The sequence below is a fragment of the Bradyrhizobium barranii subsp. barranii genome, assembly GCF_017565645.3.
GTDB lineage: Bacteria > Pseudomonadota > Alphaproteobacteria > Rhizobiales > Xanthobacteraceae > Bradyrhizobium > Bradyrhizobium barranii.
Map to the genome: position 1 here is coordinate 9,091,235 of NZ_CP086136.1, position 13,338 is coordinate 9,104,572.

The window sequence follows — 13,338 nt, forward strand, 5'->3', positions numbered from 1 at the left end:
GCTTCAGTGGAAGTAGTCGCGTCCGCGGATATTGCCGTGGCGCAGGGGCTGGTGCTCGAAAGATTCGTCGAAGAACGTGCGATCGAGGCCGTTCTGGAGGATCGATCTAATCGAGGCGACGGAGCGCGCCTTGATGAGGATGCCCCTCCGGCAGGCTGCGTCGAGGCGTTCGGCGCCGTAGCTTTTGACGAGCGCCAGAATGCCAAGGCAGGTTCGAAAGCCTTGTTCTGGATGGGGCCGGGCGTCGATCACGGCCTGGAAAAACGCTGCTGTCGAAGGACCGATCCGCTCGCCGGCGGCGATCACCGCGGCGGGGGTCCATTTGCCGTAGCGGCGATGGGCGCTGGGCATGTGGTCGGCGATGGTGGTGTGTCCGCGTCGGTTGGGCGCGCGGGCATGGCTGGCGATCCGCTGGCCCTTGTGGAAGATCTCGACCGTCCGATCGTCGATACGGGCATCGACCAGCTCGCCAATCAGACGATACGGCGCGGAGTACCAATGGCCGTCGACCTCGACATGATAATCGGGAGCGAGGCGGCAGCGCTTCCAGCGTGCGAAGGCATAAGGCTGATCTGGCAGCGGGGTTAGCTTGGGTTTGTCGAGTTCGGCAAACAGTTCGGCGCGGCTTGAGCCGAAGCCACGCATTTGACGAGCATTGAGTTCGTCGACGAGTGTCTTGATGGCGGCGTTGAGCTCGGCCCGGGAAAAGAAGCGCTGATTGCGCAGCCGGGCCAGAATCCAGCGCTGGGCGATTTGCACCGCGACCTCGACCTTCGCCTTGTCTTTTGGGCGCCGCGGCCGTGCGGCGAGAATGGCCGTGCCGTAATGGCTCGCCATCTCGGCATAAGTGCGATTGAGGCCGGGATCGTAGCGGTCGGGGTTGCTGACGGCGGCTTTGAGGTTGTCGCAGACCACGAACGTCGGCGTTCCGCTCAAAAACGTGAACAAGTTGACGTGGGCCCGGATCCAGTCGGCCAAGCTCTCGCTGGGGCAGGCCTCGGCGTAGGTGTAGTTCGAAGCGCCCATCGCCGCGACGAACAGCTTCATCGGCTGCACTTCCCCGGTCAGCGGATCGACGATGTCGATGGTGTCGCCGGCGAAATCCACGAACACCTTCTCGCCGCCCAGATGAATCTGCCGCATCGAAGGTCGGACCCGCCCCTTCCAGGCCTCGTAGGTAGTGCAGAACCACGTGTACCCGAAACCGTCGGGATTAACGGCGCGATACTCCTCCCAGAGCAGGCGACGGGTTACGTTGCGCCGGCGGAGCTCTTTATCGATGTAGCTCCAGTCGGGCACCGGCCGCTGCGGGCTCTGAGACGCTGGTCGTGGGGCCGGGAAAAGCAAAAGCTCCAGGTCTTCATCGGTCATTCCCTCCGGAAGCGGCCAGCTCAACCCAGCAGAGCGGGCGCGGCTCAGGTAGCTGTGCACAACGCCGTTGCTGACGCCCACGCTCCGCGCGATGGCCCGCTCTGGCAGGCCTTGAAAATGTTTTAACCGAAGGACTTCCTTGATCCGGCGCATCGACAATCTCTGGGTAGGCATTGGACTTCCTCGTTAACCACGAGGTCATCCCTAAGCCGGTTGAGTTGTCGGCCGAAGCGCTGCAAGGCTCCGAAAGCCTTGCTCACGATCCCGCGAAATCGTTGCTCACGATCGTCTGAAATCTCTGCTCACGATCCCCTGAAATCCGCGCTCACGATCCCGCGAAACGCGCAATGTTTTGCCAAACTGGACAACAACAGATCCGGATCTAGCACCTGCCCTTGGGTGAGGATCAGCGTGGGCACACCTCTCAGAAGCCCACCAAAATACTCCCAAGCGGACGCAACAAGGCAAGCGGACTTCTGGACAACCATGACGTCGGTGGTATCGAAGGGAAAGCACCGCCACATCCAGTTCAGCCGGTTGAGAATGGCCGCTTCCGGTATAAGAACCCCCTTCGCCCGGCCTGTGGAGGAGGACGTGTATATGAGGTTCGCAATTCGCTGATCTAACGGTCTGTCGCTAGGCGCGACACGATTCGCGGTCCTGCTGCGACTTTCTAAGGTGCATAAACAAATCGACGGTATGTCAAGATCAGGCTCCGTCCCCGCCATCGCGCGAACCAAGAGCTTTGCCTGACTATCTCGCAGGACGTGTTGGATGCTATCACGCGGATAATCCGGCGCTATCGGCACAACAACAGCATCCAAGCCTCGCGCCGCAAGCATGACAGCGGCAACATCCGGCGACCGGTCAACAAGCATGGCGACCAGATCGCCGGCCCCCACCTTCATATCCCGCAGTAACGAGTGGATAGCCGCTACGCGCTTACGCAGCTGGCCAAACGTGACCTCCCCGAACTCGCCAACATATGCTACTTTGCCGTGATTGGAGACGCTGATCTGCTCGAAGGCTTCAACAAGCAGACACTCGGATTCGTATCGCTGGATCCGCCCATCCAGCGACTCCAGTATAGTCAGGTCTGCGGCGCTAAGGCAGCTCAGTTCCTCAATGGGCGCAAGCGCTTTATCAACGCAGGCGGCAATCAGACACCGCAGATTGTTGGCCATGCGAACAGCCAGATCACTCGAGATGATGTCTTCCGCATACGCCAGCTGGAGCGCAATTTCATCGCCGTGATCTTGCGCGTACAGTGTTAAATCGAATTTGACATAGCCGGTGTCATACTCGCGGAATGTCAGAGCCAACTCGTCCCGACCCACTGGTTCGGCGGCTTCGGAGTACATGTTGAACATGACCTGGAAGATCGGTGATCGACCCGGATCGCGACATAACCTTGTATCCCTGACCATCCATCCGAATGGATAGGCCGAATTTGCGATGGCATCGCTGACCAAGCCCTGGATGCGCCTCGCATGAGCAGCAAAGGATTGACCGGCATCGATCGCGGCACGGATCGGCAGCATATTCAGGAAAAAGCCGATGATGTCTGCGCTGCCAGGTTGATCCCGTACCGCGTGTGGCATGCCGACGACAATATCGTCCTGACCGCTATACATTCGTAGCAGCAGCTGGAAGCACGCCAGTAGTGTTGTCGACGTGGTGCAGCTATTTTGGCGCGCGAATTCCCTTACCCGACTGGAGAGATCGCTGCCAAGCAGCACTGGATGCGAGGCACCGCGGTATGAATCCGTTTGCGGGCGCGCCCTTCCAAGCGAAAGCACCGGCGGATCATCACCAATCTGGCGACGCCAATAGTGACGTTGGTTCTCCAGCGCCTCTGGAGAAATGTGTTGTTTTTCCCACGCCGCGTGGCCCGAGAGTGACGCACGGTTCTCTGGCCAAGGCGCCGCGGCATCGAAGACGAGCTCCTGCCCTGGTCGTTCGGCCGCACCTCGTAATTCTCCGTCGTTGCCGCCTCCATACCCCCCGCCAACGATTTGCAAACACGTTGATCAACAGACTGCAATCCCCACGCCAAACCTTTGCGAGTGGGACGCGAACGTCGCTTACGATGTACGGCAAGCCGGCAGCGATGGATCGAGCGGTAGGTACGTTGATCCAGCCTTCAACATTGCGATGACCGCCGTCGCCCAGTCGAGGTCCCGCTCCCCCCAATAGCCGACAACCGCACCGCGAGCACCCTGCTCTCGTAAGGTACTTGCAAGGGCATCCGATCTTGATCGTAGCGCCTCATATGTGAGTTCGTCCACGCCGTGCCTCAGCGCGACTTTCTCCGGATCCGAACCGGCAAGCCGATTGATCGTCGTGATCGCATCAACCGGTTGACTTTCCATAGACTGCTTCTTGGCTGATTGATTTTCCGTAGTCAGGCGCCCCGCCATTCGTCGCGTTCTTTCGGCGCCCAAATCGGAAAGCCGGAGCTCGTCATCGAGGTGTGCATGCGCAGCCACCCTGACGCCGTTCGTCGTAAGGTTTTGTCCGTACGACCTTCTCGGTGTTCGCTTCTGGCACGATGATCGGCATAGGAACAGGAGGACGCTAGGACCCCGCGTCCAGTTTGACACCTACCTACTCTTGTAGAGGACCTGCCATCGTCTGCATGGCACCCGCAACCAACGCGCCCACAGGCTCGTTACGGCTTGTGATTAGCGTAATTGTCCAATTTCCCGGCACTTGAACCGGCACCACCAATGCCGTCGAGAGCGTGTTCGCCACCCGGTATACAGTTTGTTCGGGCGAAAGGCTCCTTATCGCAACCACCGCCAGCCCGATGGTGTTCAAGCCCGTGATCGTCGCATCAAGGACCCGGCGGCGCTCAACATTAGAACGAGTTATCGAAGCTCGCAGCAGCAGTCTCAAGCATGGCATTGAGGTCCTCCAGGTGCCTGCACCGGCAACAAAGCGCCCCATCACCTCGTAACCTACACCCGCATAGCTCAGCTTATTTGGCCGTTACTCAATTGGGATTTATTATGACAAAGGATATCGCGAGCTGGGAGACATCCTGTCATCGTGAAGCGCACGGAGGTGAACACAAACCGCCGTGGCCAGGCGCGGAGGACATATTTCCAAGGCGAACGGCTGGCCGTCTGCAGGGACGAATGGCTCACCGAGACTCCGATCGACAGAGACGCAGCCTGCCCAGGGCCCTCTGCGTGAGGATTAATCCCTCCAATACGCTCGCCAGACTTGCTTGATGAGCTACTCGACCACTTCCCACGGCCTTTGCGGTCTGGGGCGCGGCATATTTCGTTCCGCTTAAGATTGTCTGGTGAAATGCGAGCGTCGCGTCTCCTTGCTTCCGATCAGCAGACTCTACACATCAAACGTTCCGATTTTGGCGCTCTCCGCTCAGCTGTTCGGGCCCGTCAATTCAACGATGCTGGACTGCATGAGCGGCATCATCCACGCCACAAACCTCAGCCTGCTGATGCTGCGAACGGCGAGCATTAGTTCGGCTTGTGCGGCCTGCTCACGTATTTCCGGGCGCCATTGTGTGCCCGCCGGGCAGTCCGCCGGTACTAGAAGTGGTTGCGACCTTAATGGGCTGCCGAAGACTTGAGACGTCTGGCGTTAAGCTGAAATTTTTTGTCCAGCCAGCCAACGCGCAACCTGGTGGGGGGTTTAATGCGGCAGTGCCAGCTCTCGCATGAAAGGTGGCCGATGTCGCGAGGCCTAGATGCCGGAGCGGGATCCCTCCTAGGCGATCGTGACCGCGGCAAGAGCCAACATCACGTCGCGGTTGATGCCGAAATGGAGGCGATAGAGCCACCAGATTGCGCAGCACCGGTCGAAATCGGAGAGTGCCCGAGCACGCTTTGTTGCTGCTGCGACCTGCGCTATTGGCTTCATGACACGTCTCATCTGGAAACCTGAACGTCTCGGGACTAGTACCCACTTTTCTTGGAACGTGAGTCGTGATTCAAGGTCGGGATGATACCCGAAGCAAGAGAAGTCCACCTTTCGAGGAAAGATCGCAAGGTGCTTGAGGCGTGCTGTCGCTCACCGGTGACGTTGCAGCGCGATTTGAAGCGGGCGCGGATAGTTCTGTTGGCGGCGGATGGGCGCAGCACCCGGTCGATCGCCAAGGAAGTTGGGGTCCAGCCGCGGATTGTCAGCCTTTGGCGGCATCGCTATGCCGACCATGGCCTTGAAGGGCTGCAAGACAAGCCGCGGCCTGGCAAGCAGCCGATCTATACGAAGACGACCGACAAGCGGATTCTGAAGCTGCTGGATAAGCCGCCACCGCAAGGGTTTGCGCGCTGGACCGGCCCCCTGCTGGCCGAGGCGCTGGGCGATGTCGATGTCCAATATGTCTGGCGGTTCCTGCGCAGCCACAAGATTGACCTGGTGGCTCGCAAGTCCTGGTGCGAGAGCAACGACCCGAACTTTACGGCCAAAGCCGCCGATGTTGTCGGCCTCTATGTCGCGCCGCCGGCGAAGGCCATTGTGCTGTGCGTGGACGAGAAGCCCTCGATCCAGGCTTTGGAGCGAGCGCAGGGTTATCTGAAGTTGCCCAATGGCCGCGCCTTAACCGGCCAAAGCCACGATTACAAGCGGCATGGCACCACAACATTGTTTGCGGCGCTCGAAGTCGCCACCGGAAAGATCATCGCGACCCATTCAAAACGCCGGCGCCGCGTCGAGTTTCTCGATTTCATGAACAGCGTCACCGCGACTTTTCCGAACCGCAAGCTTCACGTCATCCTCGACAACCTCAACACCCATAAAAAGAACGAGGACTGGCTCAAGGCCCACCCCAACGTGCAATTTCATTTCACGCCGACAAGTGCGTCATGGCTCAATCAGGTCGAAGTATGGTTTTCCATCTTGCAGGGGCAGTCGCTCAGCGGCACCTCCTTCACGAGCCTCAAGCAGCTTCAGGAACACATCGATGCCTACGTCAACGCATACAACGACAGAGCCGAGCCCTTCGTCTGGACCAAGAAAAAGGTCCGTCAACGCCGTTTCAAAGGCCGCCGTATCACTCAGCTCTGATTCCGGGTACTAGAGCAAGCCCGAAAGAGAACGGTAAGGCTGTGGGCCGAGCAGTCGCCGTTCGATCTGAAGGATGTCCTGAAACGTCGCGGCTACAGATGGAGCGACGGCAGCCCAGATCCTGGTACATCGACGTCGGCGAGGCGGCTGTCAACGACGAGATCGCTTTCCTCAAGGCGGAGATCTACCTGCGCGAGATCGCCCTCGCCTGCAGACGTTGACCGCCTTTATCCGTTTTTCACCGTGGGCATAGAAACGTGCCCCCGGGTACTCACCGGGGCCGCGGCACGGTGGTCATGCGGCGGACCCGCAACCAAGGCGGCGAAGTCGTTCAGGCTGATCGCGGGCGAGCGAGCGAGCGCCGATCGCACCCATATGAGTTTTATGGCCATATTCTAAAATATTATGTAAAACTAATATCCTTTTGATATTGCGTAAAAATCATATTCGGCTATATGTCTTAAATCTCATACGGGATGACGGCATGATTTTGAAGACAATCAGTGACTTAGGACTGGCCGTCCGGGAAGCCCGCCGTCGGCGGAAGCTGACCCAGAAGCAACTCGCCCAGACGCTGGGGACCACCCAAGAGTGGATCTCGCAGTTCGAGACCGGCCGCCTGGAGAATCCGAGCCTCGGAACGGTGCTAAAGGCCTTCGCCGCGCTGGGGATCGACCTGAACATCGACAGTGTGCCGGGATCTCTACGGAACAACGACTTGGATACCGGTGATCTGGCGCTCGACGAGCCGAGCTTTCTCAAGGGACGGCGGCGATGAGCAAATTCATGAACGTCCTGATGGGCGGCGTCCCGATCGGCCGTCTCGAGCAGATGGATACCGGCGTCCTGGCCATCGAGTACGCCGATGGTTGGCTCGCGGCCGACAGGGTTCAAATTCCGCTTTCGATGTCCCTGCCTCTCGCCGCCAAGAAGCACTCCGGCGCAAAGGTGGCCAACTATCTCTGGAATCTGCTTCCGGACAGCGACCAGACCCTGCAGAAATGGGGACAGATCTACGGCGTGTCGCCGAACAGCGCGTTCGCTCTGCTGTCGAAGGTCGGAGAGGATTGCGCCGGCGCGATCCAGATCGTCACCGACGAGTGGATGGCCGCCAATGCGGATTCGCCTGGGGAGGTTCAGTGGATCGACGAGGCGGAGGTCGCGAACCGCCTCAAGCGCCTGCGCGAGGAGAGGACCTGGACGGGACGTCGCGACGGCGACCGGGGGCATTTCAGTCTCGCCGGCGCGCAGCCGAAGATGGCCTTACTGTTCGACGGAAAGCGATGGGGCGTACCGAGCGGCCGCCGGGCGACCACGCACATCCTCAAGCCGCCGATGCCTCACCTGCGAGGCACGACCGAGAACGAGTACGCGTGCCTGCGCCTCGCGAACCACCTCGGGATCACGGCGGCCGAAGCTAAGGTCGGGAAGTTTGGCGAAGAGGTCGCGATCGTCGTCACCCGGTACGACCGCGAGATCGACAAGGACGGCGTCGTCAGACGATTCCACCAGGAAGACATGTGCCAGGCGCTCGGCGTGCATCCCGCCGTCAAGTACCAGAGCGAGGGCGGACCCTCGATCGAGCAGATCACCAACGACGTGCTGCGCTATGCTACCGATCCGGAGGCGGACAAGGCGGCGTTCGCTGACATGATCGCCTTCAGCTTCCTGGTGCTCGGTACCGACGCGCACGCGAAGAACTTCTCAGTCATCCACCTCCCGGGCCGGCGGATGTTTCTTGCGCCACTCTACGACGTCCTGAGCTTCGTGCCTTACGACAACGACGAACATGAGCGGCGACGCCTGCGCATGGCGATGAAGATCGGCGGCTATTACAAGTTCTCAGAAGTCCTGCCGCGGCATTGGAGACGCCAGGCGGAACTGATGAAAATGGATCCCGACGAGATGATCGCGCGATTGGTGGTGCTCGGCGAGAAGATTCCCGACGCGCTCAGCGACGTCGTGAAGGAGGCGAGGGTCGAGGGCCTGAAAGAACCGGTGCTTGACACGATGCTGGACGGAATCTCGGCGCGCGGCAAAGCGATCGTGCAGCAATACTCGGCGTGAACGCGCCGCGCTCGGGATCGTCGATGAGGTAGGCGTGACGCCGACGGACGCCGTCGGCGCCCGTCCGACGCTCAAATCCGATGACCAAAGTTTGTGTGAAGATTTGGGAAGGCATCGAAGACACCGCCGAAAAAGGACGAGCTAATAAAATCGTTCGACCGCGAGGCAGACAATCAACTAAGAAAACAATTATCAAAAGGCATAATATCGAAGGTGTACGATTGGCTCTCGCGACCGAGATAGGATAGCCAGCGCCAATTGCCATCCCGACCGCTCAAGTTCTTCGATGTGGACACCGAAGAAGCTGAGGGTTGGCCGGCTTGAGCTTGATATTACACGCGCCATGTTGTCGCAGGGTGCTACTTTGCAGAGGGATTCGCGAGCGATCAGCCCGAGCTAACGAGCGGAAACCCCTGTAAGTGGATCACTAGATTCGGCGCCGGCAGTTATTTGCAACTGAAATCTCCGCGCCGTCCCGGTACATGTCGTGGTTTCCCGAAAACGTATAGACCTGCGCCCGTTTTCCAAGCTTTCCAAAGACGTCGTCCAAGATGGAGGAGAAGTTCGATTTGCACCCATCCGGGGGGCCAGGCTAATGGACAACCTAGATCGAAGACGGCCGACCTGTTATTGGCTGAGGGAGCACGGCAATTTCGATCTGCTCGATGTTGGCAGCAATGGGCAGTTGGACATGGCGGCTTGAGTCGCTCTCATTCATCCACCATTGCGAGATAGTCCGAGAGTCGCATCCGACGATAGCCGGGCCGCTGCGGCGCCTCGTCTCCCGGTGTAACCATCAGCACGCTCTCCTCGCCGCGCGGCCGTGGGACGAACTTTTTGGGCGGGACCGGGTCGGCGCGATCCCAGTCGATCTCAAACGCGTCCGCAAAGTACTTTGCAATTCCGGCGTGATCGAAGATCAGTGAAGCATCGCGGTTGGTCGATACCCCCATGCCACTCCAATTGTGACTCCCGATCAGGACGCGCTTGCCGTCGACGACCATACCCTTGGTATGATGGTTGGGGATTTGCTTGAGACGCGAGTCGATGTCGACCCCCTTCGACTTAAAATACCAGGCAGAGTGGGTGGGATCCGAGAACTTCTTGCTGCTGTCCGCGCGCAGGATCACGCGGGCATCGTCCAGCGAAACCAGCTTGTCGGTCAGTTCGCCGATCAGATCGTCGATGTAGCCGCGATGCTGCCGCGGGTTGCTCGGCATTCCGATATAGGGGATCTGGAACACGAGGCTGCGCCTTGCGGAGCGGATCAGCTTCAAAACGGCCTCGCTGTACACTCCGCCTTCGCGGTCGGGCGTGAGCAGAGGGGCCGCGACAATGCTTTCGGTGATCTCCAGGGGCTTCTTCAGCCGCGCTGGCGGCCGGCGTTCGCGCGGCCGCTCGATGGCTTCGAAGACGGACTCCGGCACATCGACCAGCGGCTCGCGATCATCCGCTTTCACCGGCACTTCCTTGCCGCCAAGGTCATGCGACCGCCGCACATCCTGAAGGATGTGCTCGCGAAATCGCTCGGCCAGAGTTGGGCTTTGAACAATCACGTGCCACTCGCGATTGCCGGGCAGGTCCTCCTCCGTAGCCCTGTCGCGCTCGGATTGATCGATGATCGGCTGGCTCGACGAACTCTTCCAGTTGCCAGAGGACAGCCAGAACTTGTCATCGTTCCGGACGGTGACCTTGATGTGATAGGACTGCTGAACCAGGCCGGTTGTTCCGAGCGGAACGGCGATGCGCTTGAACTTGCCATCGCCGAACCGATCGGCCCACTTCTGAAAGATCGCCTCTGCATCGAATTCGGTAGTCTCGTCGTCAACGTCAGCGAACGTCTTGAAGTCGGCTGCCAGGATGATCTTCGTTCCGGCAGCGAGACGTTTTGCCATCAGGTCGCTAATGGCTGATGCACGAAATTCGTATATCGCCGAAACCCAGGAGCCGGCATCCTCGCTCATAAAGGCCTTCAGCTCATCGAAGCCGTATTCCGGGCTGACGTGCGCGCGCACCGTCATCAGTTCTTCGACCGGACTCAACTGGTATTTTGGATCGCGGCGGGCATCGTCGTCGTAAGCGTTCGGAGCCGCGGCGGCCTCGAGAGACATCAGGCCCTCGAGCTGCTCTTCGACCGTGGCCGGGGCGTATTGGACCTGATAGCCCTGGAACGAATGCGGTCCGTCCGCGCGCAGCCCCTCCAGCGCGCCTGGTTGCGCTGACACGGCGATGCAGGGCGTATCGCCGATGCGGCCGTCATCCTCAAGATAGCCGACGCGCGCTGCGAGCACGCCTTCCGGCTTCTGCTTCCAGAACGCCTCGGCGGCATGCTCGACCGACATCCCGACACGGGCCGCACCGGCCACAGTCGATATCGTGCCGAGGTCGACCGTGATGGTGACCGGCACCGTGACGCTCACCGTGCCCCGCCCGCCGGGGGCGGGCTGCGGCGCCTGTGCGATCGCCGGCCGGGACTCGATCACCAGAGGCAGGGTCCAGCGCTTTTTCGCTACGTAAAAGTTGAGCTGGCTGGCCGGGACCGCCAGGTTCGTCTCCTTATAGATGCCGGCGAAGTGCAGGCCGACGACTTCGCGGGTCTTGAAATCGACGACCACCGATCCGGAGTTGCCGCCCAGCGTCGTGCAATCATGCGTCGTGGCACCGGCACGCGGCGCCGTGATGTAGCCGGGGGCAAACCGCTTCACGTCATATATGCCACGATAGAGCCGCTGCATCAGCGCCTGATCGGAGATGCGCGATGGCGGTGCCTTGGCGGGGTAGCCGAGCGTGAAAACGGCGGTGTTTTCCAGAGCGTCGGATCCTGCGATCTTGAACGGCGGCAGTTCATCCCCGTGGCCAAGGGACGCAAGCCTCATGAAGGCGATGTCGTTCGGCCCATCATCCGGCTCGATGTAGAGCACTTCGGCAATCTGGCGGCGCAGCCCACCAGATGCCGCATCGCGAAAATGACCGGTATCCCAAACCGTGCTCATCGTCCCGCCGCCGGCGCCTTGACGGAACACAAAGCCCTGCCCTTGTCGCCGCGCGAAGACATTCGCCACGTGGCGGTTGGTCACGATAATTCCGGCATCGATCAACCAGCCTGTCCCCGCGAATGGCGCACCGCCCGGAAAGTCCACGAGGTCGATGCGGCCGACCCGGTCGACCAAGCCTTCCGGAACCGCGCGACTTTGCTTCGACAATTCGAACAGCGTCTGTGCCTCGACACCGATAAGCGACACATCCTCAAAATTGAGACCGGCTTCTCCATTTCGCTCGACGAAGAAAACCGGTCTCTCCTCAGACACGATCGTCTCCAGATCGGCGATCGGACTGCGTGTCAAAAGGTCAATCACATCACGCGGGCTTGGCGGCGCTTCCTCGAGGTTTGCCGTCTCGAGACCGGCCTTGTCCCTTATCCGTTTGGCGACGCTCTGCGCCGCGTCGGGATTGCGCGCGAGCAACCGTTTGACGAACTCGATCAGATCGCTTCGTTGGGATTTGTCGGCCATCGTTCGCGCTCCGCGGTTGCTGGAAAATGATTACGGCGTCGCCGGCGAACTTGTCGCCGGTCAAGCGACGCGCGCCGGAAAAAGTTGTTTGATCTTCTGATGAAACAAGTCGGCGAATTGCTCAAACCCCGCCTTCGCAGGATGGAGTTCGTTGTGCCAGGAGGACACCTGCGGCGCCAGCACACCTTGCGTCCTGACGACCGTCACCCGAGGACCGCTCAGCGACTCCAGCATCGCCTCAAACTGCCCGAGCATCTCGCTGACGACGGCTTGGCCCGACGCAATCGTCGGAAAGTTGCGCAGACCGAAGGTCGGCTTGAGCCACGGTCCGAATTTGCAGATGCCGCGGCCGTCGGGTATGGCGAAATCATAACCATGAAAGATGAGATGCGTGTCGGGGCTGCATTTGTCGCGGATTGCAATCAGATCCTCATATCCGGCGCGCACCAGCGCCAAGGCCGCAGCAAAGCGCGGCTGATTGACGTGCGCCGCTGGTGGCTGAGTCGGATTCCAGTCCTTGACCCAGAGCGCCATCGGATTGTCGACGATGTCGTTTCCACCTCCGGAAAACAGCAGCAGGTCCCAATCGCCGCCCGCGGGACTGCCGTTCGTCAATCGTTCGGTCAGGGTCGTGCGCTCCTCGACACCCAGCATGAAACGAACCTCATCGCCCGTCTTCGCCAGGTTGAGGATGGGCACGCCCAGCCGTCGCTCCAGTCGCGGAACGATGCCGCCGCCGAACAGCGGCACGGGATATTCGAACCACGAATCGCCTTCGGCGAGGATCTGCAGAGGCGCGAACGCCTCGCCGCGCTCGCCTGCCGCCTCGGCGCCGCCTTCCCCGCGTCCCGCTCGCGGCGGCAACGTGCCGCGGGCCTTCATGATTTTCATGACTGCCTGGTATTCGCGGGTCCGGCGAACGCGCTCGCTGCGCTGTTCGCGTCGCAGCTTTTCGCGCTCCTGGCCAATTGTCCTTAGCGAGGGCGACTGCGCTACCGCTGCCCGTGCGGTCTCGAGACCAGCCGCGCGTGGCCGCGCCGGCGCTGATACGCCGGCAAGCACGCGCGCTTCGTCCAGGGTCACGGGCCCGGCCGCGACCGCCGCCTCCCTTGCGCCAGATTGCGAGCCGGCCTTGCCCTTGCCGGACCGCGGCTTGACGGTGACCTTCCTGGTCCGCTTCTGCTTTGCCATACGCACAGCATGCTATCGTGATTGCAATACACATTCCGCACCCAGGGTCCCGCCATTCGCGCGGGCCCAGGCAGACAAAATAGGATCAACATACTACTTCAAGATGCATGAACGACCACCGCTCGTCAATGCGGCACTTGACTCAATCCAGGCAAGCGTA

General features: G+C 60.4%; 9 protein-coding genes and 1 pseudogene. 4 read left to right on the forward strand and 6 right to left on the reverse strand.

Annotated elements, in window-relative coordinates:
• Nucleotides 1–3: 3 nt before the first annotated feature.
• The 4 genes from istA to J4G43_RS44255 all read right to left on the reverse strand — a co-directional run bounded on the left by istA (nucleotide 4) and on the right by J4G43_RS44255 (nucleotide 5,262).
• Nucleotides 4–1,545: an IS21-like element ISFK1 family transposase gene (istA, locus tag J4G43_RS44240; protein ID WP_060907903.1), complete on the reverse strand. Its 1,542-nt coding sequence runs from the start codon at nucleotides 1,543–1,545 to the stop codon at nucleotides 4–6.
• Between the two features lie 128 nt (nucleotides 1,546–1,673).
• Complete coding sequence (locus J4G43_RS44245; protein WP_208088624.1) at nucleotides 1,674–3,392, reverse strand: condensation domain-containing protein; 1,719 nt, start codon at nucleotides 3,390–3,392, stop codon at nucleotides 1,674–1,676.
• A gap of 63 nt (nucleotides 3,393–3,455) precedes the next feature.
• Entirely contained in the window at nucleotides 3,456–3,791 is a 336-nt protein-coding gene (locus tag J4G43_RS44250) for an AMP-binding protein (protein WP_208088625.1), read from the reverse strand.
• Between the two features lie 1,318 nt (nucleotides 3,792–5,109).
• A complete protein-coding gene (locus tag J4G43_RS44255; protein ID WP_162130976.1) occupies nucleotides 5,110–5,262 on the reverse strand; it encodes a hypothetical protein in 153 nt (50 codons plus the stop codon).
• Between the two features lie 81 nt (nucleotides 5,263–5,343).
• On the opposite strand from J4G43_RS44255, the gene J4G43_RS44260 reads away from it, so the two are divergent.
• From J4G43_RS44260 to J4G43_RS44275, 4 genes and pseudogenes are all read left to right on the forward strand, one after another.
• Complete coding sequence (locus tag J4G43_RS44260) at nucleotides 5,344–6,408, forward strand: IS630-like element ISRj1 family transposase (protein WP_011084514.1); 1,065 nt, start codon at nucleotides 5,344–5,346, stop codon at nucleotides 6,406–6,408.
• A gap of 6 nt (nucleotides 6,409–6,414) precedes the next feature.
• Nucleotides 6,415–6,661, forward strand: a pseudogene (locus J4G43_RS44265) (3'-5' exonuclease); the annotation flags it as partial.
• Nucleotides 6,662–6,892: 231 nt separating this feature from the next.
• Nucleotides 6,893–7,186: a helix-turn-helix domain-containing protein gene (locus tag J4G43_RS44270; RefSeq protein WP_035711448.1), complete on the forward strand. Its 294-nt coding sequence runs from the start codon at nucleotides 6,893–6,895 to the stop codon at nucleotides 7,184–7,186.
• Nucleotides 7,183–8,475: a type II toxin-antitoxin system HipA family toxin gene (locus tag J4G43_RS44275; RefSeq protein WP_208088626.1), complete on the forward strand. Its 1,293-nt coding sequence runs from the start codon at nucleotides 7,183–7,185 to the stop codon at nucleotides 8,473–8,475. Before J4G43_RS44270 ends, J4G43_RS44275 begins: the two co-directional genes overlap by 4 nt.
• A gap of 710 nt (nucleotides 8,476–9,185) precedes the next feature.
• Here the strand turns inward: J4G43_RS44275 and J4G43_RS44280 are convergent.
• Nucleotides 9,186–11,939, reverse strand: a complete 2,754-nt coding sequence (locus J4G43_RS44280) for a trypsin-like peptidase domain-containing protein (protein WP_208088627.1) — start codon at nucleotides 11,937–11,939, stop codon at nucleotides 9,186–9,188.
• A gap of 108 nt (nucleotides 11,940–12,047) precedes the next feature.
• Nucleotides 12,048–13,178 carry an SGNH/GDSL hydrolase family protein gene (locus J4G43_RS44285; protein ID WP_028143543.1) on the reverse strand — a complete coding sequence of 377 codons (1,131 nt, stop codon included), beginning with the start codon at nucleotides 13,176–13,178 and terminating at the stop codon, nucleotides 12,048–12,050.
• Between the last annotated feature and the right edge of the window lie 160 nt (nucleotides 13,179–13,338).